We start from the raw sequence: 25,876 nt of genomic DNA, 5'->3' as shown, positions 1-25,876 counted from the left end.
ATGTCCGACGTGGTCGACTTCCCGATGCGCCGCCCCGGCGCGTCGTTCCCGCCCGCCGAGTACGCCGACTTCCGCGCGCGGCCCGGGCTGGTGCGCGCCCGGCTGCCCACCGGCGCCGTCGTGTGGCTGGTGACGCGGCACGAGGACGTGCGCACCGTGCTCACCGACCCGCGCGTCAGCTCCAACCCGACGCACGAGGGGTTCCCCAGCCTGCTCGGCAAGACCGGTGGCGTGCCCTCCCCCGACACCATGCCCGGCTGGTTCGTGGCGCTCGACCCGCCCGACCACGACCGGTTCCGCAAGACGCTGATCTCCGAGTTCTCGGTGCGCCGCATCCGGGACATGCGCCCCGCCATCGAGCAGGTCGTGCAGGACCGGGTGGACGCCATGCTCGCCGCGGGCGATACCGCGGACCTGGTGGCGGACTTCGCGCTGCCGGTGCCGTCGCTGGTGATCTCCAGCCTGCTCGGGGTGCCGAAGGCGGACCGGGACTTCTTCGAGGCCAAGACCCGGACGCTGGTCAGCACCACCGCCACCGACCAGGAGCGCGAGGCCGCCACCACGGAGCTGCTGCGCTACCTCGGCAGGCTCATCTCGATCAAGGAGAAGCGGCCGGGCGACGACCTGATCAGCCGGCTGCTCGCGGTGGGCACCATGTCCGCCGCCGAGCTGTCCGGCGTCGCGATGCTGCTGCTCATCGCCGGGCACGAGACGACCGCGAACAACATCTCGCTGGGCGTGCTGACGCTGCTGCTGCACCCCGAGTGGATCCGCGCCGACGGCATCGTCGAGGAGCTGCTGCGGCTGCACTCGGTGGCCGACCTGGTGGCGCTGCGGGTCGCCGTCGACGACCTGGAGATCAGCGGCCAGCGCATCGCGAAGGGCGAGGGCATCGTCCCGCTGGTCGCCGCCGCCAACCACGACGAGGCCGCCTTCGGCTGCCCGCACCGCTTCGACCCGACGCGCGCCGCGCGGCACCACGTGGCCTTCGGCTACGGGGTGCACCAGTGCCTCGGGCAGAACCTGGTGCGCGGGGAGATGGACCTCGCGTACCGGGTCCTGTTCGAGCGCATCCCTAAGCTGGAACCGGCGGTACCGGTGGAGGAGTTGCCCTTCAAGTACGACGGCGTGCTGTTCGGGCTGCACTCACTGCCGGTCCGCTGGTGACCACGCACCGTTCCCGAAGGAGACAGCCATGCTCAAGATCACCGCGGACAAGGACCGCTGCGTCGGTGCCGGACAGTGCGTGCTGTCCGCGCCCGACGTGTTCGACCAGGACGACGACGGCGTCGTGACGCTGCTCGACGAGACGCCCGGCGCGGAGCACGCGGACGACGTGCGCCAGGCGGCCCTGATCTGCCCGTCGCAGGCGATCACCGTCGAAGAGGCCTGAGGCTCCACCGCAGGTGGGCGGCCCACCCGTTGCGGCGGGTGGGTTGTCCCCCGTCCGAGTCACGCCCGATCCAGCGATGCGAACCCGTGTTCGACGCGGGCAGCATCGGAGGTATGGATCTCCGGAGCACCGCACTCGCCGCGCGGCACCTCGTCCGCGCCTTCGCCCGCACCCTCGTCGGCCCTGCCGCCCTCGGCCGGGCACCCGTCGGCCGCGAACTCTTCGGCCGCGCACCCGCCGGCTGGGCACCCGTCGGCTGGGCACCCGTCGGTTGGGCACTCGCCGACCGGGCATCCAGCGGCCGCGTCCGCATCGGCCGCGCGGCGCCACCGCGCCGGCCCGGGGGCGCCGCGGCGGGGCGTTCCGCCGCGGCACCCGCCCGCTCACCAGGTGATCGGCAGTTCCAGGACGCCGCCGGAGAGCTGGCCGCTCTCCAGCTTCAGGTCCTCCGGCGCGACCGCGACCTGCAGGTTCGGGATGCGGCCGAACAGCGTGCTGAACGCCGTCTGCAGCTCCACGCGCGCCAGCGGGGCCCCGATGCAGTGCCACACCCCGTGCCCGAAGGTCAGGTGCGGGTTCGGCACCCGGCCCACGTCGAAGCGCTCCGGGTCCTCGAAGGCGCGCTCGTCGAAGTTGGACAGCGTGAAGTCCAGCAGCACCAGCTCGCCGGTCCGGATCGTCACCCCACCGATCTCCACGTCCTCGGCCGCCCAGCGCGGCAGCATCGAGCTGCCCGCCTTCGCCGCGCGCAGCACCTCCTCCACCGCGATCGCCATCGTGCCGGCGTCGCGCATCGCGGCGTCCCGCTTGTCCGGGTTGCCCGCCAGCACCAGCACGCCGACGTCGATGTGGCTGATCACGCTGTCCAATCCGGCGAACAGCACGCCGGCGGCGAGGGTGCCGATCCGCTCGTCGTCCAGGCCCGCCTCGCAGAGCCGGGAGATCACGTCCTCGCCCGGGTCGCCGCGCTTGCGGCCCACCAGCTCGGAGATGTAGCCGAACAGCTCGGCGGCGCCCTCCTCCGCGGCCGCGGGGTCGCCGAGCACCGCCATCCGGCCCAGCATCCGCACGATGTGCATCCGGTCCTCCGGCGGCACGCCGATCAGCTCGTAGAGCACCTGCAGCGCGAACGGCTGGGAGAACTCGGCGTGCAGGTCGACCGGCGGACCCTTGTCCACCAGCGCCTGCACCATCTCCTCGGCCAGCTCCACCACCTTCGGGCGCAGCCGGGCCAGCCTGCGGGCGGAGAAGCTCGGTGTCAGCAGCGACCGCATCTCCCGGTGCAGCCGGGTCGCCTCCGCCGGGTCGGAATCGGTGATCAGCAAGTTGAAGAACGGGGTGTCCACGTAGCGGGGCGCCGAGGGCGGATCGGGGTGCGAGCGGTTGATCCGCTCGTCCTTGAGCAGCTGCTTGACCTCTTCGTGCCGGGTCACCAGCCACGCCTCGTCCCCGGCGGGCGTGCGCACCTTGCAGACCGGAGCCTGTTCCTGCAGGTCCCGCAGCTCCTTCGGCGGGCGGAGCATGGCCGAGGGACCGGTGCCCAGCTTCGGCAGGTCGAGGGATTGACTCATGGGCGATTCCTCCGCTGTACGGATCGACTGCGCGGACAACCTGCGGGGCGCCGCGCGGGGAGCGGCGGACCGGCGAGGGGATCAGGTTCGGGCGGGCACCAGCTCGGCGAGCCAGTCGCGCACCACCTGCGCGGTCAGCTCCGAGTGCTCCTTGGCCAGCGAGAGGTGGTCGGCCTCGATGGTCCGCACCGCATCGGTGTCGATCACCGGCGGCGCCTTCGTGCCGCGGCTGCCCGGGACGGGCACCGAGCAGCGCACCAGCAAGGTCGGCGCGGTGGTCACCGGGGCGTCCGCGAACGCGGCGACCTTGTTGTACCAGTGCACCATCGCCGAGAGCCGGGCGCTGTTGAGGTTCACCGACGGGGAATCGATGTCGGCCAGGTAGTAGTTCGCCACCTCGTCGTAGTCGATGTCGTCGTTGTCGTCGTAGCGCAGGCTCAGCGTGTCCAGCAGGACCACCGCCTCGGGACGCACGCCCCAGGTGTCCTCCAGCAGGCCCGCCGCGTGGTAGGCGATGGTGCCGCCGGTGGAGTGCCCGATCAGCACGAACGGATCGCCGTCGCTGCCGTGCAGCGCGCTCTCCGCGACCGAGCGGACCGCCGCCGCGCCGTGCTCCGGCAGCGCCTCCCCCGACCCGAAACCGACCAGCGGCAGCGCCGAGACGTGCCGGATCCCGCGGAAGTGCGCGGCGATCCGCGCGTACTGGTGCACCCCGCCGGTCGCGCCCGGCGAGCTCACGCAGATCAGCCGCGGATCGGTCGGGCCGTCGGCCAGCGTCACCGGCTCGGGCAGCTCGGCCAGCTCGGCGGGCGTCTCGAAGGTCGGGCGGGTCGCGGCGACCGCGCCCAGCATCCGCATCGACTCCTTGCGCTTGCCGCAGTGCACGCCGGACAGGAACAGGTTCACCAGGGTGTCGTTCGGCCCGCCCTGGGACCGGGCCCCGCCCGCGGCGGGCGCGACCCGCGCGTCGAGTTCGCCGCCCAGCCACCGGGCCAGCGCGTCCGGGGTCCTGGCATCGAACACGACCGAAGCCGCCAGCCGCAGGTCCAGCTCCTCCCCCACCCGGTTGCGCAGCTCGACGGCGATCAGCGAATCGAAGCCCAGTTCCAGGAAGTCCCGTTCCTGGTCGACCGCGGCCGCGTCCCGGTGCCCGAGCACGGCGGCGGCGTGCTCCACCACCAGCTCGGTGAGCAGCCGGTGCCGGTCCGCGCCGTCGGCCGCGGCGATCCGCTCGCCCCGCGAGCCCGCGGAACCGCGCGCCGCCGCGGCGGGGCGGCGGGACGCGGGGATCAGCTCCCGCAGCACCGGCGGCACGTGCCCCTGCCCGCGCATGCCCGTGGCGTTCGTGCGGATCGGCACCACCAGGGCCTCGTCCCGGGTGCGCGCGGCGTCGAACAGCGCCAGGCCCTGCGCCGCGGACAGCGGCGGCAGCCCGGACCCGGCCATCCGCTCCCGGTCTGCCTCGGTGAGCGCGGCGGTCATCCCGCTCGCCGGCGCCCACGGCCCCCAGGCGAGCGACTGCGCGGGCAGGCCCTGCGCGCGGCGGTGCTGCGCCAGGGCGTCCAGGAAGGCGTTGGCGGCCGCGTAGTTCCCCTGGCCGGGGCCGCCCATCACGCCGGAGACCGAGGAGTACAGCAGGAACGCGGCCAGGTCCCGGTCCCGGGTCGCCTCGTGCAGCCGCCACGCGGCGTCCACCTTCGGCCGCAGCACCCGGTCCAGCCGGTCGGCGGTGAGCGAGCCGATCGCGCCGTCGTCGAGCACGCCCGCGGTGTGCACCACGGCGGTGAGCGGGTGCGCGGCGGGGATCTCGGCCAGCAGCCCGGCCACCGCCGCCGCGTCCGCCGCGTCGCAGGCGGCGATCCGCACCTCGGCGCCGTGCGCGGTGAGCTCCGCGCGCAGCTCCAGCGCGCCCGGTGCCGCCGGACCGCGGCGGCTCGCCAGCACCAGGTGCCGGATGCCGTGCTCGGCGACCAGGTGCCGGGCCAGTTCGGCGCCGAGCCCACCGGTGCCGCCGGTGATGAGCACGGTGCCCTCGGGATGCCAGTTCGCGGGTGCCGCCGGGTCGCGACGCCGCGCGGCCGTCGAGCCACCGCCGTTCACCGCGCCCGCACCGCCACCAGAATCGTCCACTGTGGACTCCACAGCGTGCCCGGCCGCGGGCAGCGGCACCAGGCGTGCCACCCGGACCTCCCGCTGGCGCACCGCGAGCTGCGGTTCCTCGGCGCCCAGCAACCCGGGCAGCACCGCCGCCGAGGTGAACGCGTCGTCCAGATCGATCAGCAGCAACCGCCCCGCGGGCTCCTCGGCCTGCGCGGACCGCACCAGGCCCCACACCGCCGCCGCGGCCACGTCCGCAAGCGCCTCGCCGGACACCGACACCGCGCCCCGGGTGACGAACACCAGGTGCGAACCGGTGAGCCGCTGGTCGGACTGCCACTCCTGGAGCAGGGCGAGCGCACGGCGGGCCAGCTCGTGCACCGCGTCCGGTTCCGCCGCGGCACCGCCGGTCACCGGGACCAGGAACACGTCCGGTGCGGTGCCGCCGCGCGTCAGGTCCGACAGCGACTCGCCGTAGCCCACCACCGCCTCGTCCGCGCGGTGCAGCGCGTACGCCAGGTCGAACTCGTCGCCGCCGACGATCGCCCAGCGCCGCCCGCCGACCGGCTTCGGCGCGGGGCCGGGAACCCAGTTCAGCCCGAACAGCGAGCGGGACACGTCCACGTCCGCGGCGGCCGCGGCGGTGTCCGGTTCCCGGGGAGCGGCCGGGGTTTCCCCGTCGTGGTGCAGCGAGGCCACCACCAGCACCGGGTTCCCCCGGCCGTCGACGGCGACGACCTCGGCCCCGTCCGCGCCGGGGCGCGCCCGCACGCGCAACACCTCGGCACCGGTGGCGTGCAAGGACATCCCGCTCCAGCGGGTGGCGCGCGCGCCGCCCGCACCGGGCACGGCCGCGGCGACGCGGGCCACCGCGTCCAGCAGCGCGGGGTGCAGGTCGTGGCCCGCGGCGGGCACTCCCGCGGGCAGCGCGACCTCGGCGAACACGGCTCCGTCCCGGTGCAGCACCTCGAACGGCTCGTCCCGCGACAGCGGTTCGGCCCCGGCGGGCGGCTCCCCGTCGAAGTCGACCTCCGGTGCGGCCGCGGCGGCCAGCACGCCGGTGCCGCGCTCGACCCACTCGGCGTCCTCGGCCGCCGCGGGCCGGGTGTGCACCGCGAACTCCCGGTGGCCGGACCCGTCGGCCTCCTCGATCCGCAGCTGCACCGCGACCGGTTCCGCCGCGGACACCGGTTCGGCGCCCAGCACCAGCTCCGCCACCTGGTCGCAGCCCACCTCGTCGGCCGCCCGCAGCGCCAGCTCCGCGAACGCGGCCGCCGGCACGACGCCGCGCGCCGCGTCCGCCGCGATCCGGCCGGTCAGCACCACCGCGCCGGAACCGGCCAGCCCCACCGCGGCGCCGAGCACCGGGTGGTGCACCGCGCGCAACCCCAGCCCGGCCGCGTCCGCGGCTCCGGCCGACGGCGCGGGCCAGAACCGCTCGTGCTGGAAGGCGTAGGTGGGCAGGTCGACGCGGCGCGCCCCGGTTCCGGCGAACAGCTCCGCCCAATCCACCCGCAGTCCGCGCACGTGCAACCGGGAGAGCGCGGTCATGAACGCCGCCTCCTCCGGGCGGCCCCGGCGCAGCGCGGGCACTTCCACCGCGGTCGTGGGCAGCGACTCCTGGGCCATCGCGCACAGCGAGCCGTCCGGCCCCAGTTCCAGGAAGGTCTGCGCGCCCGCCTCGGACAGCGCCCGCACCCCGTCGGCGAAGCGCACCGCCTCCCGGACGTGGCGCACCCAGTACTCCGGGGTGCTCAGCTCCGCGGTGGCCCGCTCCCCGGTCAGGTTGGACACGACCGGGATCTCCGCCGGGGCGAACGACAACTCCCGCACCACCGCGCGGAACTCGGCCAGCACCGGGTCCACCAGCGGCGAGTGGAACGCGTGGCTGACGCGGAGCCGCTTCGCCGCGCGCCCGTCGGCCCGCGCCCGGTCGATCACGTGCTGCACGCCCCGCTCGTCACCGGACACCACGGTCGACCGCGGTCCGTTGATCGCGGCGATCGCGGTGGCGCCGGTGCACCACGGCGCGACTTCGGTCTCGCTCGCCTGCACCGCGACCATCGCGCCCCCGGCGGGCAACCGGCTCATCAGCCGGGCTCGGGCGGACACCAGCTTCGCGGCGTCCGGGAGCGCGAACACGCCAGCGACGTGCGCGGCCGCGATCTCCCCCACCGAGTGGCCGCCGAGCAGGTCGGCCCGCACGCCGAAGGACTCGGCCAGCCGGTACAGCGCCACCTCGACGGCGAACAGCGCGGGCTGGGTGTTGCCGGTGTCCGCCAGCGCCGCCGGGTCGTCGCCCCAGATCACCTCGCGCAGGGGGTCGTCGCGGTGCCGGTCCAGCTCCGCCAGCACGGCGTCCAGCGCCGCGGCGAACACCGGGAACCGGGCGTGCAGCTCGCGGCCCATGCCGAGCCGCTGCGAACCCTGCCCGGAGAACAGCACCGCCAGCTTGCCCGGATCGGCGGCCACCGCCCCGCGCGCCACCTCCTCGACGCCGTCGTCGGTGGCCAGCAGCACCGCCCGGTGTTCGAAGGCGGACCGGCCGGTCGCCAGCGACCGCGCCACGTCGAGGCGGTCGCACCCCGGGTGCTCGGCCCGGAAGTCGGCGAGCCGGTCCAGCTGGGCCCGCAACGCGGCCGGGGTGCGGCCGGACACCGGCCACGGCACCGCGGCCGGGCGCGGCACCTGCTCGGGTTCCGGTTCCGGCGGCTCCGGTGCCTGCTCCAGGACCACGTGCGCGTTGGTGCCGCTGATCCCGAACGAGGACACCCCGGCGCGGCGCGGATGCCCGGTGGCGGGCCACGCGGTGCGGCCGGTCGCCAGCTCGACGGCACCGGTGTCCCAGTCCACGTGCTCGGACGGGCTGCGCACGTGCAGCGTCGGCGGCAGCTCGCCGTGCCGCATCGCCTGCACCACCTTGATCACGCCCGCGACGCCCGCGGCGGCCTGGGTGTGCCCCAGGTTCGACTTGACCGATCCCAGCAGCAGCGGCCGCTCCCGGTCCCGCCCGTAGGTGGCCAGCAGCGCCTGCGCCTCGATCGGGTCGCCCAGCCGGGTCCCGGTGCCGTGCGCCTCCACCACGTCCACGTCCGAAGTGGACAGATCGGCGCCGGCGAGGGCCTGGCGGATCACCCGCTGCTGCGCGGGTCCGTTCGGCGCGGTCAGGCCGTTCGACGCGCCGTCCTGGTTCACCGCGCTGCCCCGCAGCACCGCCAGCACCCGGTGCCCGTGCCGCCGGGCTTCGGAGAGGGTTTCGACCGCGAGCATCCCGACGCCCTCGGACCAGGCGGTGCCGTCCGCGTCGGTGGAGAACGCCTTGCACAACCCGTCCGGCGCCAGCCCGCCCTGCCTGCTGAACGAGGAGAAGTTCGCCGAGGTCGTCATGATCGTGACGCCGCCGGCCAGCGCCAGCGAGCACTCCCCGGTGCGCACCGCCTGCGCGGCCAGGTGCAGCGCCACCAGCGAGGAGGAGCAGGCGGTGTCCACGGTCAGCGCCGGGCCCTCCAGCCCCAGCGCGAACGCCACCCGGCCGGAGAGCACGCTGGCCGCCATCCCGGTCGACGCGTGCCCCTCCAGGTCCTCGCCGGAGGCGAGCACCAGGTGGATGTAGTCCTGCCCGGTGGTGCCGACGAACACCCCGGTCCGGCTGCCCCGCAACGACTTCGGGTCGATCCCGGCCCGCTCCAGCGCCTCCCAGGACACCTCCAGCGCGTGCCGCTGCTGCGGGTCCATCGCGAGCGCCTCGCGCGGGGAGATGTCGAAGAAGCCCGGGTCGAAGTCGGCGGCACCGGGCAGGAACCCGCCGCGGCCGGTGGCGCTGCGCCCCTCGCCGAGCGCCGCCAGGTCCCAGCCGCGGTCTGCGGGGAACCCGGAGATCGCGTCCTCGCCCGCCGACAGCAGCTCCCACAGCCGCTCCGGCGAGTCGGCGCCGGGGAACCGGCAGGCCATGCCGACGATCGCCACCGGCTCGTGCCTGCCGGTCTCCGCCTCGTGCAGGCGTTGGCGCGTCTCGTGCAGATCAGCGGTGACCCACTTCAGGTAATCGACGAGAGTGCTTTCGTCCGGCATCGTCGGTTCCTCTCTGCGAACGACCGCGGTGGCGCGCGCGGCGCCACGGCACGGGTCCGGTTCGGTGTCGGCGGGCTGCGGTCAGGGCTGGGTGCGCCTGCCGAGCTCGTTGTCGATGAACGTCAGCAGGTCGTCGGCGCTCGCCCCTTGGATGCGCTCGCCCACCGCGGGTTCCGCGGTCTCCTCGTCGCCGTGCCGCGCGGCGTCGCCGTAGCGCTCCAGCAGGCCGTGCAACCGGGTGGTGACCTCGCGGCGGAACTCGGCGCCGGACTCGGCGGCGGCGAGGGCGTGCTCCAAGTGGTCCAGCTCGGCGAGCAGCGCCGTCCCGCCCAGTCCGGCGGAGCGGTTCGGGCCGCCGGGTCCGGCGGGTCCGCCCGCGTGGTCGGCGTCGTCCGCGCCGCCGAGCGCGGCGGCGAGCACTCCCGCCACCGCGAGCGGCGTCGGGTGGTCGAAGACCAGCGTGGAGGGCAGCCGCACCCCGGTCGTCGCGGCGAGCCGGTTGCGCAGTTCCACGGCGGTGAGCGAGTCGAACCCGATGCGGCGGAACTCCCGCTCCGCACCGATCTCCGCCGCCGAGCCGTGGCCGAGCACTGCGGCGGCCGCATCGCGGACCAGCAGCACCAGCTCCTGCTCGCGCTCCGGGCCGCGCAGTCCGGCGAGGCGCTCGGCGAGCCCGGCCCGCTCCGCGGCGGGGTCCGCGGCCGCCGCCGACCGGCGCGTCGAGCGCACCAGTCCGCGCAGCAGTGCGGGCACCTCTCCCTGGGCGCGGGGCGCGGCCGAGCCGATGCCCAGCGGCACCACCAGCGGTTCGTCCGCGCCGATCGCGGTGTCGAACAGGGCCAGCCCGCGCTCGACCGGCAGCGGCGGCATCCCGTTGTCGCCGATGCGGCGCAGGTCCCGCTCGTCGAGCCCCGCGGTCATGCCGACGCCCTGCTCCCACGCCCCCCACGCGAGGGACGTCGCGGGCAGCCCGCGCGACCGGCGGTACCGAGCGAGGGCGTCCAGGAACACGTTGCCCGCCGCGTAGTTGGCCTGCCCGGCGCTACCCAGCACCCCGGACACCGAGGAGTAGACGACGAACGCCGCCAGGTCCAGGTCGGCGGTGAGCTCGTGCAGGTGCCACGCCCCGTCCACCTTCGGTCGCAGCACCGCGTCCAGCCGCTGCGGGGTCAACGCGTCGACGATCCCGTCGTCAAGGACGCCCGCGGTGTGCACCACGGCGGTCAGCGGGTGCGCGGCGGGCACCGCGCCCACCAGCTCGCGGGCGGCGTCCCGGTCCGCCACGTCGCAGGCGGCGAGGACGACCTCGGCGCCGTGCTCGGCGAGTTCGGCGCGCAGCTCCGCCGCACCGGGCGCCTCCGGGCCGCGGCGGCTCGCCAGCAGCAGGTGCCGGACGCCGCGTTCGGCGACGAGGTGCCGGGCGAGTTCCGCCCCGAGCCCGCCGGTGCCTCCGGTGATCAGCACGGTGCCGTCCGGGTCCCAGCCGCGCGGGACGGTGAGCACGATCTTGCCGGTGTGCCGGGCGAGGCTCATGTGCCGGAACGCCTCCGGCGCCCGCCGCACGTCCCAGGTCCGCACCGGCAGCGGCCGCAGCGCGCCGGAGTCGAACAGGCCGAGCACCGCGCGCAGCATCTCCTGGATGCGGTCCGGGTCGACCAGCCCGAGGTCGAACGAGCGGTACCGCACCCCGGGCACGTCCGCGCGCAGGTCCGTCTTGCCCATCTCGATGAACCGGCCGCCGCTGGGCTGCAACCGCAGCGAGGCGTCGATGAACTCCCCGGACAGCGCGTTGAGCACCACGTCGATGCCGCCGTCCCCGGCGACCCGCGCGAACGCCGCCTCGAAGGCGGTGTCGCGGGAGGAGGCGATGTGGTCGTCCGCGACGCCCAGCGACCGCAGCACGTGCTGCTTGCCCTCGCTGGCGGTGGCGAACACCTCCGCCCCGAGGTGGTGGGCCAGCTGGATCGCCGCCATGCCCACGCCGCCCGCTCCCGCGTGCACGAGCACCTTCTCGCCGGCGCGCAAGCCCGCCAGATCCACCAGGCCGTGGTAGGCGGTGAGGAAGACCAGCGGCACCGAAGCGGCGGTCGGCCAGGACCACGCCGCGGGTATCCGCGCCAGGAACCGCTCGTCGACCGTCCCCAGTGGACCGAAACCGCCGAAGACCATGCCCAGCACCCGATCTCCGGGCCGCAGGTCGACGACTTCGGGGCCGGTGTCCACCACGACCCCGGCCGCCTCCGAGCCGAACGGACCCGCCTCGCCCGGGTACATGCCGAGCGCGTTGAGCACGTCCCGGAAGTTCACCCCGGCGGCTTCGATCCGCACCCGCACGTCCCGACCGGTCAGCGGTTCCGCGGCCTGCGGGAACGGGACGAGTTCGAGGTCGTCCAGGCTGCCCCCGGCCGCGCTGTCCAGGTGCCAGGGCGTCCCGGCGGGCGGGACGAGCGAGCCCGCGGTGGCCAGCGGCGCCAGCCGCGCCACGTGCGGTTCGCCGCCGCGGAGCACGGCTTGCGGTTCGTCGGCGGCGACCAGCCCCGGTACCACCGCGGGCACCGCGGCGGCGGAACCGCCGGGCACCGCGCCGTCCGGCCCGGCACCGCTGCGCGCCGCGCCACTCGCGGTGCCCAGGTCGTCCGAGCCGCCCAGCTCGCCCGAGCCGCCCAGCTCGCCCGAGCCGTTCAGGTCGCCCGCGCCGCCGGAGCCGCCCTGGTCGTCCAGGTCGAGCAGCAGGAACCGGCCCGGGTGCTCGGCCTGCGCGGACCGCACCAGGCCCCACGCGGAAGCCGCCGCGAGGTCCGCGCCGGGGCCGTCGGCCACCGCGCCGCGGGTGACGAACACCAGCCGGGCGGCCGCGAACCGGTCCTCCGCGAGCCACTGCCGGACCAGCTCCAGCACCCGTCCGTTCAACGCGCGCACCTCGTCCGGGCTCGTCCGCGCACCGCGCAGCGGGACCGCCACGAAGTCCGGCACCGGGTCCGGCAGCTCGGCGAGGGAGGCGACCACCTCCGGGACGCCGAGACCGAACTCGTCCGGGCCCAGCACCGCCCAGCGCGCGGCGGGCGAGGTCGCGGCGGCGCCGCGGTGCGGCACCCAGTCGACGTGGAACAGCGAGTTCAGCTCGTCCTGCCCGGCGGATGCCGCCGCGGCCGGACCGGCCTCGCGCAGCACCAGGGAGTCCACCGACAGCACCGGGATGCCCTGCGGGTCGGCGGCGACCAGCCGCACGGAATCCCGGCCGCTGCGGGCGATCCGCACCCGCAGCACCGCGGCACCGGAGGCGTGCAGCGAGGCACCGCTCCAGGAGAACGGCAGCAGCCCGCGGCCGTCGTGCTCGGCGGCGGCGAACACCGTGGCGTGCAGCACCGCGTCCAGCAGCGCCGGGTGCAGGCCGTAGGACTCGGCGTCGCGGACCTCCGCGGGCAGCCGCACCTCCGCGAAGTGCTCCGCGCCGCGCTGCCACACCGCGCGCAGCCCGCGGAACACCGGCCCGTAGTCGAGCCCGGTCGCGGCGTAGTCGTCGTACAGCGACGCGATGTCCACCTCGGACGAGCCGGGCGGCGGCCAGGCGGAGGCGTCGAAGTCGAGCACGTGCTCCGGCTCGGTGAGCAGCCCGGTCGCGTGCCGGATCCACGGCGCGCCCGGGTCGTCGGCGGGCCGGGAGTGCAGCCGCAGCTCGCGGCGGCCGGCGTCGTCGGCCGCGTCCACCCGCAACTGCACCTGCACCGCTCCGCGCGCCGGCAGCACCAGCGGCGCGGCCAGCGTCAGGTCCTCGACCTGGGCGCAGCCCACCTGGTCGGCGGCGCGCACCGCGAGCTCCAGGAAACCGGTGCCGGGGAAGAACACCTGCCCGCCGACCGCGTGGTCGGCCAGCCACGGGTGGGTGGCCAGCGACAGCCTGCCGGTGAACAGCACTCCGCCGCCGTCGGCCTCGTCCACCGCGGCCCCCAGCAGCGGGTGCTCGGCCTCGGCCAGCCCCAGCCCGGCGGCGTCCCCGGCCCGCGGCGCGGCGTCCGGCCAGTACCGCTCGTGCTGGAACGCGTAGGTCGGCAGCGCGACGCGCTCGGCGCCACCGGCGAAGAACTCCGCCCAGTCGACCGGAACCCCCGCCACGTGCAGCCGGGCCAGCGCGGTCACCGCGGCGGTGCGGTCGTCGCGGTCGCGGCGCAGCACCGGGATCACCGGGGTGCCCGGGTCCAGGGTCTCCTGCGCCATCGAGCACAGCGCGCTGTCCGGCCCCACCTCCAGGAACACCGAGGCGCCGTCGGCGGCGAGCGCGCGCACCCCGTCCGCGAACCGCACCGGTTCGCGCACGTGCCGGACCCAGTGCTCCGGGTCGGCGAGCTCCTCGGCGGTGGCGGTCCGGCCGGTCAGGTTCGACACCAGCGGCAGCCGCGGCCGACCGAAGGTGCAGCGCCGCACCACGGCCCGGAACTCGTCGAGCACCGGGTCCACCAGCGGCGAGTGGAACGCGTGGCTGACCGCGAGCCGGGTGGTCGTGCGGCCGTCCGCGTCGAGCCGCTGCCGCACCGCGTCCAGCTCGTCCGCGGCGCCGGAGAGCACCACCGAGCCGGGGGCGTTCACCGCGGCCACCGCGACCCGGTCGGTCAGCAGCGGCGCCACCTCGTCCTCGGTGGCGCGGACCGCGAGCATCGCGCCGCCGTCGGGCAACGCCTGCATCAGGCGGCCGCGGACGGCGACGAGTGCGGCGGCGTCCGGCAGCGACAGCACCCCGGCGACGTGCGCCGCGGTGATCTCGCCGAGGGAGTGCCCGGCCGCGAAACCGGGGGTGACGCCCCAGGATTCGAGCAGCCGGTGCAACGCCACCTCGACGGCGAACAGCGCGGGCTGGGCGTATCCGGTGCGGTCCAGCAGCGCGGCGTCGGCGCTGCCGGGCTCGGCGAACAGCAGCTCGCGCAGCGGCCGGTCCACGTGCGGGTCGAGTTCGGCGAGCACTTCCGCCAGCGCGTCGGCGAACGCGGGGAACCGCGCGGCGAGCTCCCGCCCGGCGCCGGCGCGCTGGGCGCCCTGCCCGGAGAACAGCACGGCGAGCTTCGCCGGTCGCTCCACCAGCCCGCGGTGCGCGCTGGCCGCGGTGCCGTCGAGCCACCCGGCGAGCGCGTCCCGCAGCTCGGTCCGGTCGGCACCGACCGCGACCAGCCGGTGCTCGCAGGCGGTGCGGGTGGTGGCCAGCGAGAACGCCACGTCCTCGGCGCGGGCGCCCGGGTGCGCGTCGAGGTGCGCGAGCAGCGCGCCCACCTGGTCGCGCAGCGCCTGCTCGGTGCGGCCGGAGACCAGCCACGGCACCGGGCCGGGCGGGGCAGCGGCGGGACCACCAGCGGACGCGGCGACGGCGGAACCGGCGTCCGAGAGCGCACCGGCTCGGCCGTCCCCGGACGGGGCGTCGTCCGGCGGCGTTTCGGCGGCGTCCGCGGTCTCCTCCGGTGCCTGCTCCAGGATCGTGTGGGCGTTGGTCCCGCTGACCCCGAACGAGGACACCGCCGCGCGGCGCGGCCTGCCGGTCTCCGGCCACGGTTCGGCGGCCGCGAGCAGTTCGACGGCGCCGGACGACCAGTCCACGTGCGAGGACGGCGGATCGCAGTGCAGCGTGCGGGGCAGCACGCCGTGCCGCATCGCCTGCACCACCTTGATCACCCCGGCGACGCCCGCGGCGGCCTGCGCGTGCCCGAGGTTGGACTTGATCGACCCCAGTCGCAGCGGTTCGGCTCTATCCTGCCCGTAGGTCGCCAGCAGGCTGCTCGCCTCGATCGGATCGCCCAGCGAGGTGCCGGTGCCGTGCGCCTCCACCAGATCGACGTCCGAAGTGGACAGTTCGGCGGCGGAGAGGGCCTGCCGGATCACGCGCTGCTGGGCACGCCCGCTCGGGGCGGTGAACCCGTTCGAGGCGCCGTCGGAGTTCACCGCGGAGCCGCGCACCAGCGCCAGCACCGGGTGCCCGTTGCGGCGCGCGTCGGAGAGCCGCTCCAGCACCAGCACCCCGACGCCCTCGGCCCAGCCGGTGCCGTCCGCGGCGTCGGAGAACGCCTTGCACCGGCCGTCGGTGGCGAGCCCGCCCTGCCTGCTGAACTCCAGCAGCGCGCCCGGCGTGCACATCACGTTCACGCCCCCGGCCAGCGCCAGCGAGCACTCCTCGGCCCGCAGCGCGTGCACCGCCTGGTGCACGGCCACCAGCGAGGACGAGCAGGCGGTGTCCACGGTGACCGCCGGGCCTTCCAGCCCCAGCTCGTAGGACAACCGGCCGGACACGGCACCTGCCGCGATGCCGGTGCCCACGTCGCCGTCGGCGTCGGCCAGCGAGCGCACCACCAGGTAGGCGTAGTCCTGCCCGTTGGTGCCGATGAACGCGCCGGTGCGGGTGCCGCGCAACACGGCCGGGTCGATCCCGGCGCGTTCGACGGCCTCCCAGGACACCTCCAGCAGCAGCCGCTGCTGCGGGTCCATGGACAGCGCCTCGCGGGGCGAGATGCCGAAGAAGCCGGGGTCGAAGTCGGCGACGCCGTCGAGGAAACCGCCGCGTCGGGTCACCTCGTTGCCGCGCGCGTCGGTGCCCGCGTCCCGCAGCTCCGCCAGGTCCCAGCCGCGGTCCGCGGGGAACTCGCCGATGGCGTCACCGCCCGAGTCGACCAGTTCCCACAGCTGCTCCGGGGAGCGGATCCCGCCCGGGTAGCGGCAGCCCATCGACACGATCGCGATCGGCTCGGACCGCTGCGCGAGGAGCCGCTGGTTCTGCCTGCGCAGCCGCTCGGTCTCCTTCATCGACGCGCGGAGTGCCTTTTCGACCTGCGCCTGCCGGTCCACCGGGGCGTGCTCGCCAGAGGTCATCATCAACTCCGTGGGTCGGTCTCGACATCAGTCGGTCTCGACGGCACCGTCGAGCGCCGCCTGCACGAGGTCGTCGAGTGCCATCGCGTCGATCGACTCGTCGGATCCGGTCTGGGTGCCGTCGGCGTGCTCGCCGTCCGGCCCGTCCAGCCCGTCCAGCGCCTCCAGGACGCCGGCGGCGCGCAGCGCGGACAGCGGTGCGGTGGCCAGCAGCCGCCGGATCCGCGCCTCCTCCGCGTCGTCCGCGGCCGGGTCGCCGCCGATGCCGAGCTCGGCGAGCAGGTGCTCGGCCAGGTCGGCGGGCGTCGGGTGGTCGAAGACCATCGTCGTGCCGAGCCGCAGGCCGCTCGCGGCACCGAGCCGGTTGCGCAGCTCCACGGCGGCCAGCGAGTCGAAGCCGAGTTCCCGGAACGCCCGGTCGGGGCCGACGGAGTCCGGGCCGGGGTGCCCGAGGATGTCGGCGCTGTGCTCGCGGACCAGGTCCAGCAGCACGTCCCGGCGGCGCCCAGCGGGCAGTTCGGCGAGCTCGGCGCGCAGCGAGCCGCGGTCGGCGGGTGCCGGTGCGGCGTGCTCGGCGTGGCCGGGCAGTTCGCGCAGCAGCGGGCTGGGCCGGGTCGCGGTGAACGCGCGGGCGAACCGCTCGCCGACCGCGGCGACCAGCGGTGCCGGTTCCGGCCCGGTGGCGAGTTCGTCGAGCGCCCGCAGCGCCAGGTCGGGCCGCATGGCGTCCACGCCACCGCGCTGCGCGCCGTCCGCCGCGTCCTGCCCGGCGGCCATCCCCGCACCGGCCCAGGCGCCCCAGGCGATGGAGGTGGCGGGCAGCCCGGCGGCGTGCCGCTGCTCGGCGAGCGCGTCGAGCACCGCGTTCGCGGCGGCGTACCCGGCCTGCCCGGCGTTGCCGACGGCGGCCGAGGCGGAGGAGAACAGCACGAACGCGGTCGGCTCGTGCTCGCGGGTGAGCTCGTCGAGCAGCAGCGCGCCGGTCACCTTGGTGCGCAGCACCGCGTCGAACCGGTCGGGGGTGAGCCCGTCGAGCACCCCGTCGTCGAGCACCCCGGCCGCGTGCACCACGCCGGTCAGCGGGTGCGCGGCGGGGATGCCGTCGAGCACGGCGGCCAGCGCGTCCCGGTCGGCGACGTCGCAGGCTTCGACGGCGGCGGAGGCGCCGAATTCGGCGAGTTCGGCACGGAGTTTCACGGCCCCGGGCGCGGCCGCACCGCTGCGGCTGAGCAGCACAAGGTGCTGCGCGCCGGCCGCGGCGAGGTGCCGGGCGACCTGGGCGCCGAGGGCGCCGGTGCCGCCGGTGACGAGCACGGTGCCGGTGGGGTTCCACCGCTGCGCGGGCCGTTCGGGCGCGGGCAGCAGCCGGCGGCCGAGGGTGGCACCTGGCCGCACCGCGACCTGGTCCTCGCCGTCGAGCCCGGCGAGCACCGCCGCGAACCGTCCGGCGGTGTCCGCGTCGAGCTCCGCGGGCAGGTCGATCAGCCCGCCCCAGCGGTCGGGGTGTTCGAGCGCGGCGACGCGGCCGAGCCCCCACGCGGCGGCCTGGGCCGGGTGCGGCACGGGTTCGCCGCGCCCGGTGGCGACGGCACCCCGGGTGACCGTCCACAGTGGCGCGTCGAGTCCGGCGTCGCCGAGCGCTTGCAGCAGGGTCGCGGTGCGCGCGGGCCCGACCGGCGCGGCGCGCCCGGTGTCGGTGGTGGCGAGCAGCGAGACCACGCCGTCGATGGCGCGTCCGCCGGTCGCCTCGCGGAGCAGGCCGGTCCAGGCGGCCCGGTCGGGGTCGTCGAGTTCGACGCGCACCGCGTCGTCGAACGCGCCGAGCACGTCGGCGACCTGCTCGGCGCCGCCCGCGGGCAGCACCAGCAGCCAGGTCCCGGTGGGCCGTGCCGTCGATGCGGTGAGCGCCTTCCAGCCGAAGCGGTGCCGCCAGGAGTCGACGATCGACTGCTCCTGCTGCCGTTCCCGCCAGCCGGACAGCGCGGGCAGCACCGCGGACAGCGCGGTGCCGGGCACGTCGAGTTCGGCGGCGAGCTCGTCGTAGTCGGCGTCGGCGACCGCGCTCCAGAACGCGGTATCGGATTCCGCCGCGGCAGCGGGGTTCTCCGGCGCGGGAGCCGTGGTCTCCGGCCAGAAGCGCTCGTGCTGGAACGGGTAGGTCGGCAGGTCGGCGCGGCGGGCGCCGCTGCCCGCGAAGAACTCGGTCCACCGCGGCGTGGTCCCGCTGGTGTGCAGCCGGGCCAGCGCGGTGATCGCGGTCTGCGCCTCGTCCCACCCGGCGCGCTGCGCGGGGACCACGTCGCCCTCGCCGTCGAGGGTTCCGGTGACCAGCGCGGAGAGCACCGCGTCCGGCCCCACTTCGCACCAGGTGCCGACGCCGCGGTCGGCGAGGGTGCGGACGCCGTCGGCGAACCGCACGGCGTGGCGCACGTGGTCCACCCAGTAGCCGGGGTCGCACAGCTGCTCGGCGGTGGCGACCCCACCGGTCAGGTTCGACACGACGGGGATCGCCGGGGCGGCGTAGCCGACTTCCCGCGCGGTGCGGCCGAATTCCTCCAGCATGGTGTCCATCAGAGGTGAGTGAAACGCATGGCTGACCCGCAAACGCCTAGTCTTTCGCCCGTTCGCCGCGAACCGTTCGGCGAGCTCGCGCACGTCCGGCTCGTCCCCGGCGAGCACCAGCGCGGCCGGGCCGTTGATGGCGGCGATCGCGACCCGCTCGGTGAGCAGCGGCGCGACCTCCTCTTCGGTGGCCTGCACCGAGATCATGGCGCCGCCGGCGGGCAGCGCCTGCATCAGCCGGGCGCGGGCCGCGACGAGCCGCACCGCGTCCGGCAGCGAGAACACCCCGGCGAGGTGCGCGGCGACGAGTTCCCCGATGGAGTGCCCGGTGAGGAAGTCCGGTCGCACGCCCCAGGATTCGAACAGCCGGTAGAGCGCGACCTCGAACGCGAACAGCGCGGGCTGGGTGAACCCGGTCTCGTCGAGCAACGCCGCATCAGCGCTGCCCGGCTCGGCGAACATGATCTCGCGCAGCGGCCGCTCCAGTTCGAGGTCCAAGTGCGCGCACACCTCGTCCAGCGCGGCCGCGAACACCGGGAACCGGCCCGACAACTCACGTCCCATCCCGGCCCGCTGCGCGCCCTGACCGGAGAACAGGAACGCGAGCTTGCCCGGTTTGGCGCCGCCGCCGCGCAGCAGGTTCGGCGCGGTGCCGCCGCCGGCGAGCGCGGTGAGCCCGGCGCGCAGCTCGGTGCGGTCGGTGGCGAGCACGGCGGCCCGGTGTTCGAAGTGCGCGCGGGTGGTGGCCAGCGAGCACGCCAGGTCGGCCAGGTCGGACTCGGTGCCCAGCAGCAGTTCCGCCTGCGCCCGCAGGGCTTCCGGGGTGCGCGCGGAGACGACGACGGGCAGCGGGCCGGGGTCCGCGACCGGTTCCGGCGGCGCCTCGGCGTCCGGGGCCTGTTCGAGGACCACGTGCGCGTTGGTGCCGCTGGCGCCGAAGGAGGACACGGCGGCGCGGCGCGGGCGACCGGTGCTCGGCCACCCGGTGCGTCCGGTGAGCAGTTCCACCGCTCCCGAGGACCAGTCGACGTGCGTGGAGGGCCGGTCCACGTGCAGCGTCCTCGGCAGTTCGCCGTGCCGCATCGCCAGCACCGACTTGATGACGCCCGCGACGCCGGAAGCGGCCTGGGTGTGCCCGATGTTCGACTTGATCGAGCCGAGCAGCAGCGGGGCGTCCCGGTCCTGGCCGTAGGTGGCCAGCAGCGCCTGCGCCTCGATCGGATCGCCGAGCGAGGTGCCGGTGCCGTGCGCCTCGACGGCGTCCACATCGGACGGTTCGAGGCCCGCGGCGGCGAGCGCCTTGCGGATCACCCGCTGCTGGGACAGCCCGTTCGGCGCGGTGAGCCCGTTCGAGGCCCCGTCCGAGTTGACCGCGGACCCGCGCAGCACCGCCAGCACCTGGTGCCCGTGCCGCCGCGCGTCGGAGAGCCGTTCCACGACGAGCATCCCGACGCCTTCGGACCAGCCGGTGCCGTCGGCGGTGTCGGCGAAGGCGCGGCAGCGCCCGTCCGGGGACAACGCGCCCAACTCGCCGAACTCGACGAAGCCGACCGGGGTGGACATCACCGTCACGCCGCCGGCGAGCGCGACCGAGCACTCCCCGGTGCGCAGCGCCTGCACCGCCTGGTGCAGGGCGACCAGCGAGGACGAGCAGGCGGTGTCCACGGTGACGGCGGGGCCTTCCAGCCCGAAGGTGTAGGCGAGCCGCCCGGAGATGAGGCTGGCGGACTGCGCGGTCTGGGCGTGCCCGACCTGACCCGCCGGTGGCCGGTAGTCGCCGGAGCCGCCGCCGACGAACACGCCGGCGTCGGTGCCGCGCAGCTGCGCCGGGTCGATCCCGGCGCGTTCCCACGCCTCCCACGCGGCTTCGAGCACGATGCGCTGCTGCGGGTCCATCACCATCGCTTCGCGCGGCGAGATGCCGAAGAAGCCGGGGTCGAAGTCGGCGACGTCGTGGAGGAATCCGCCTTCCTTGGTGCCCAGCGCGGTCAGGTCCCAGCCGCGGTCGGTGGGCGCGGGACCGATGGCGTCGGTCTCGTCGAGCAGCAGCCGCCACAGGTCCTCCGGCGAGCGGACGCCGCCCGGGTAGCGGCAGCTCATGCCGACGATGGCGATCGGGTCGTCGTCCGGTGCCGCGACGGCCGCGACGGGCTCGGTGCCGGGACGGGTGCCGGTGAGCTCGGCGAGCAGGTGCGCGGCGAGCGCGTCCGGCGTCGGGTGGTCGAACACCAGCGTGGCGGGCAGGGCGAGGCCGGTGGCCGCGCCGAGGGCGCCGCGCAGGTCCACGGCGGTGAGCGAGTCGAAGCCGAGGTCGCGGAACGGCAGGTCCGGTTCGACGGCGTCGGCGCCGCCGTGCCCGAGGACGTCCGCGGCGGCGGTGCGCACCAGGGCGAGCAGCCGCTCGGCGCGCTCCGGTTCGCCGAGCGCGGCGAGCTCCTCGCGCAGCGAGCCGCCGTCCTCGGTCGCGGTGTCACCGAGCGCGGCCGCGGGGATGTCGTCGAACAGCGCGCTGCGCCGCGTCGCGGTGAACGCGGGTGCGAAGGTCTCCCACCGCACGTCGGCGAGCACGAGCGAGCGCTCCGGTCCGCCCAGGGCGCGGCCGAGCGCGGTGGCGGCCAGGTCCGGGTCCAGCGCGGGGAGCCCGTTGGCCCGGCGGTGCGCCGCCGATCCGTCCGATGTGGACTCCCAGGCGCTCCAGGCGAGCAGCCGGGCGGGGATGCCGTCGGCGGTCAGGCGGTGCACCAGCGCGTCGAGCCGGGCGCCGTCGGCGGCCGCCTGCTGCTGCCCGCGCACGCCCCACACCGCGGCGATGGAGGTCATGAGCACGAACGCGTCGAGGGGCTGTCCGGCGAGCAGCGCGGCGAGCTCTTCGGCGTCCGCGACCGGGTCGTCCCCGGCGGCGGCTTGCACGACGGTGGTGATCGGGCCGGGCGCGGCGTCGAGGACTTCGCGGAGGTCGGCGGTGCCCGCGCGCAGCACGTGCTCGGCGCCGTCGGCGGCGAACCGGCGGCTCAGGTGCTCGGCGGAGTCGTCGTCGCCGACGACGAGGACGGTGCCGTGCGGTCGCCACGGGTCGGCGGGCGCGGACGCGGGTTGAAGCCTGCGCCCGTAGGCGCCCGCGGCGCGCAGCGCGACCTGGTCCTCGGTGCCGCCGAGGACGGCGGGCAGCCGGTCCGCGGCGCGCCGGTCGGCGGTCGCGGGCAGGTCCACGAGCCCGCCCCAGGCTTCGGGTTCGTCCAGCGCGAGCACGCGGCCGCGGCCCCACAGCGCGGCGGCCTCGACGTCGGGCAGCTCGGCGCGGCCGACGGCGACGGCGCCGCGGGTGAGGCACCACAGCGGTGCGGTGATCCCGGCTTCGCGCAGCGCGGGCAGCAGGGCCAGCGGATCGGTGCCGGGCAGGGCGACGACCGCCGCGTAGTCGTCGCCGAGCCCGCCGGTGGCGGCGGGGTCGCGGACGTCGGCACCGGGCAGGGCCTCCAGCACCGCGGTGGTCCAATCGGTGTCCCGCTCCGCCGCGGGGACGAGCACCAGCCAAGGGCCGGTGGACCGGCGGGTGGTGGTGATCGGCTTCCAGCCGATCGCGTAGCGCCAGCCGTCCACGGCGGCGTGCTCGCGGCGGTGGCGGCGCCAGGCCGACAGCGCGGGCACCACCGCGGACAGCGACGCGTCGTCGACGTCGAGGGAACCGGCCAGCGCGGCCAGGTCCTCCCGCTCGACGGCGGCCCAGAACTCGGCGTCAACCGGGTCGGTGGCGGTGGCGGCGCCCGGTTCGGGCCAGTAGCGCTCCCGCTGGAACGGGTAGGTGGGCAGCGCGATCCGGCGCGCCCCGGTGCCCGCGAAGTGCTCCGCCCAGTCCGGGCTGCGGCCGTGGACGTGCAGCCGGGCCACGGCGGTGCCGAGCGCGGTCTCCTCGTCGCGGTCGGCGCGCTGGGTGGCCACGACCAGCGGCCCGTCCGCGGGCAGCGACTGCCGGGCGAGCGCGGCGAGCACCCCGTCCGGCCCGAGTTCCACGAACCGGGTGGTGCCCGCCTCGTGCAGGGTGCGGGCGGCGTCGGCGAACCGCACGGCCTCGCGCAGGTGCCGCACCCAGTACTGCGCGCTGCCCAGTTCGGCCGGGTCGGCGACGGTGCCGGTCAGGTCGGAGACCACCGGGATCTCTGGGGCGTGGAACTCGATCCCGGCGGCGGTGCGGCGGAACTCGTCGAGCACCGGGTCCATCAGCGGCGAGTGGAAGGCGTGGCTGACGGTGAGCCCGCGGGTGCGGCGGCCGAGGTCGCCGAAGTGCGCGGCGATGCGCTGCGCTTCGGCGGTGTCGCCGGAGACGACGACGGAGTCGGGCCCGTTGACGGCGGCGATCGCGACCCGCTCGGTGAGCTGCGCGGTCACCTCGTCCTCGGAGGCCTGCACCGAGATCATCGCGCCGCCGGCGGGCAGCGCCTGCATCAGCCGGGCGCGAGCACCGACGAGCTTCGCGGCGTCCGGCAGCGAGAACACGCCCGCGACGTGCGCGGCGGCCAGTTCGCCGATGGAGTGCCCGGTGAGCAGGTCGGGCCGCAGGTCCCAGGATTCGAGGAGCCGGTAGAGCGCGACCTCGAACGCGAACAGCGCGGGCTGGGTGAACCCGGTCTCGTCGAGCAATGCGGCGTCGGCGCTGCCCGGCTCGGCGAACATGATCTCGCGCAGCGGCCGGTCCAGTTCGAGGTCCAAGTGCGCGCACACCTCGTCCAGCGCGGCCGCGAACACCGAGAACCGGCCCGACAACTCACGTCCCATCCCGGCCCGCTGCGCGCCCTGACCGGAGAACAGGAACGCGAGCTTGCCGGGTCCGGTGTCGGTGCCGCGCGCGACCTCCACCGCGCCGTCCGGCCCGGCCAGCAGCACCGCCCGGTGCCGCAACGCGGCGCGCCCGGTGGCCAGCGAGAAGCCGACGTCCACAGCGGAGGCATCGGTTCCGCTGGTGCGGCCGGTGAGCCGCGCGAGCTGTTCGTCCAGCGCCTCCCGGGTGCGGGCAGACACCGGCCACGGCACGATCCGCGGCCGCACCAGCACCTCCGGTCCGGGTTCGGGCTCGGGTGCCTGTTCGAGGAGAACGTGCGCGTTGGTGCCGCTCACGCCGAACGCGGAGACCCCGGCGCGGCGCGGCCGGCCGGTCTCCGGCCACGGCCGCGGTTCGGCGAGCAGCGCCATCCCGGCGGCGTCCCAGTCCACGTGCGGGCTGGGCCGCTCGGCGTGCAGCGTCTTCGGCAGCACCCCGTGCCGCATGGCCAGCAGCACCTTCACCACTCCGGCGACACCGGCGGCGGCCTGGGTGTGGCCCAGGTTCGACTTGATCGCGCCGAGGTGCAGCGGTTCGGTCCGGTCGCGGCCGTAGGTGGCCTGCAACGCCCCGGCTTCGATCGGGTCGCCGAGGGCGGTGCCGGTGCCGTGCGCCTCGACCGCGTCCACGTCGGCGGCGGTGAGCCCGGCGTCGGCGAGGGCCTGCCGGATCACCCGCTGCTGGGACGGCCCGTTCGGGGCGGTGAGCCCGTTCGACGCGCCGTCCTGGTTGACCGCGCCGCCGCGCACCACGCCCCACACCTCGTGGCCGTGCCGCCGCGCGTCGGAGAGCCGTTCCAGCACGAGCACGCCGACGCCTTCCGACCAGGCGGTGCCGTCGGCGTTCGCGCCGAACGCCTTGCAACGCCCGTCCGGGGCGAGCCCGCTCTGCGCGCTGAACTCGACGAACGAGTCCGGCCCGGACATCACCGAGACGCCCCCGGCCAGCGCCAGCGAGCACTCCCCGGAACGCAGCGCCCGCACCGCCCAGTGCAGCGCCACCAGCGAGGACGAGCAGGCCGTGTCGACGGTGACCGCCGGTCCTTCCAGCCCGAGCGAGTAGGACAACCTGCCGGAGAGCACGCTGGCGGTGTTGCCGGTGGCCACGTGCCCGCGCACGTCGGCCCCGGCGGCGCGCAGCAGCTGCGGGTAGTCCTGCCCGTTGGTGCCGATGAACACGCCGGTGGCGCTGCCGCGCAGCCCGTCCGGGGCGATCCCGGCGCGCTCCAGCGATTCCCAGGTGGTCTCCAGCAGCAGCCGCTGCTGCGGGTCCATCGCCAGAGCTTCGCGCGGCGAGATCCCGAAGAACGGCGCGTCGAAGTCGGCGACCCCGTCCAGGAAGCCGCCTTCCCGGGTGGCGGAGTCCCCGGCGGCGAGGGCGGCCAGGTCCCAGCCGCGGTCGGTGGGGAACGGCCCGATCGCGTCGGTCCCGTCCGCCAGCAGCGTCCACAGGTCTTCGGGTCCGCGGACCCCGCCGGGGAAGCGGCAGCCGATGCCGACCACGACGACCGGATCGTCCGCGGCGGCCCGCGCGACCGGTACCGGCGCGGACGCGGGCAACGAGCCGAGCAGTTCGGCGAGCAGGAAGTCCCGCAGCGCCACCGGGTTCGGGTGGTCGTAGACGAGCGTGGCCGGCAGCGCCAGGCCGGTCGCCGCGCTGAGCGCGTTGCGCAGCTCGACGGTGGTCAGCGAGTCGAAACCGAGGTCCTGGAACGCCCGGTCGGCGGGGACGTCGGCGGCGGTGGCGTGGCCGAGCACCGCGGCGACCTGCGCGAGCAGCAGGTCCAGCACGGCCTGCCCGCGGTCGGCTTCGGGCAGCGCGGCGAGGGTGGCCCGCAATCCCGGTGCGTCCGGCGCGGTCGCCGGTTCGGGCCGGTCCAGCTGCCGCACCGCGGGGATCTCGGTGACGAGCGCGCGGGAGGCGGGGAACGCGGCGGTGAACCGCTCCCAGTCCATGTCGGCGACGGCGAGCGCGGTGTCCTGCTGCTCCAGCGCCCGGTGCAGCGCGGCGACCGCTCGCCGCGGCTCCATCGGGGTGAACCCGCCACGGCGCACCCGCTGCCGCACGCCGTCCGCGTCGGCGGCCATGCCCGCTTCGGCCCACGGCCCCCAGGCGAGCGAGGTCGCGGGGCGGCCGGTGGCGCGGCGGGCTTCGGCGAGCGCGTCGAGGGCGGCGTTCGCGGCCGCGTAGTTGCCCTGGCCCGCGGCGCCGAAGGTGCCCGCGGTGGAGGAGAACAGCACGAACGCGTCGGGCTCGACGTCCGCGGTGAGCTCGTCGAGGTGCTGGGCGGCGCGGACCTTCGCGCCCCAGACCTGCGCGAACCGGTCGGGGGTGAGCGAGTCGAGGACGCCGTCGGCGACGACCCCGGCGGTGTGCACCACGGTGCGCAGCGGCAGCTCGGCGGGGATCTCGGCGAGGACGGCGGCCAGCGCATCCCGGTCGGCCACGTCGCAGGCGGCGATGGTGACCCGGGCGCCGTGCCCGGCGAGTTCGGCGCGCAGCTCGGCGGCGCCGGGCGCGTCG

General features: G+C 76.1%; 4 protein-coding genes and 2 pseudogenes (1 of these 6 running past the window's edge). 2 read left to right on the top strand and 4 right to left on the bottom strand.

Features of this window, described 5'->3' with window-relative positions:
* Complete coding sequence (locus tag LCD35_RS09540; RefSeq protein WP_224959395.1) at positions 1 to 1,167, top strand: cytochrome P450; 1,167 nt, start codon at positions 1 to 3, stop codon at positions 1,165 to 1,167.
* A gap of 28 nt (positions 1,168 to 1,195) precedes the next feature.
* A complete protein-coding gene (locus tag LCD35_RS09535) occupies positions 1,196 to 1,393 on the top strand; it encodes a ferredoxin (protein WP_224959396.1) in 198 nt (65 codons plus the stop codon).
* A gap of 383 nt (positions 1,394 to 1,776) precedes the next feature.
* Here LCD35_RS09535 and LCD35_RS09530 read toward each other — a convergent pair whose 3' ends face one another.
* The 4 genes and pseudogenes from LCD35_RS09530 to LCD35_RS09515 all read right to left on the bottom strand — a co-directional run.
* Entirely contained in the window at positions 1,777 to 2,964 is a 1,188-nt protein-coding gene (locus LCD35_RS09530) for a cytochrome P450 (RefSeq protein ID WP_224959397.1), read from the bottom strand.
* 81 nt (positions 2,965 to 3,045) lie between these two features.
* Positions 3,046 to 9,090: pseudogene (locus tag LCD35_RS09525) on the bottom strand (SDR family NAD(P)-dependent oxidoreductase); the annotation flags it as partial.
* A gap of 123 nt (positions 9,091 to 9,213) precedes the next feature.
* Positions 9,214 to 15,921: pseudogene (locus tag LCD35_RS09520) on the bottom strand (SDR family NAD(P)-dependent oxidoreductase); the annotation flags it as partial.
* 81 nt (positions 15,922 to 16,002) lie between these two features.
* On the bottom strand, positions 16,003 to 25,876 hold the final stretch of the coding sequence (locus tag LCD35_RS09515; RefSeq protein WP_225044047.1) for a type I polyketide synthase. Its footprint extends 17,858 nt past the window's final position; 9,874 of the gene's 27,732 nt are visible here — the last part of the coding sequence; the start codon falls outside the window, past its right edge; the stop codon is at positions 16,003 to 16,005.

Source organism: Saccharopolyspora sp. 6V, assembly GCF_020176785.1.
GTDB classification, from domain to species: domain Bacteria; phylum Actinomycetota; class Actinomycetes; order Mycobacteriales; family Pseudonocardiaceae; genus Saccharopolyspora_C; species Saccharopolyspora_C gregorii.
The sequence above is the reverse complement of the archived record's forward strand: the minus strand, read 5'-3'. Positions and strand labels throughout refer to the sequence as shown.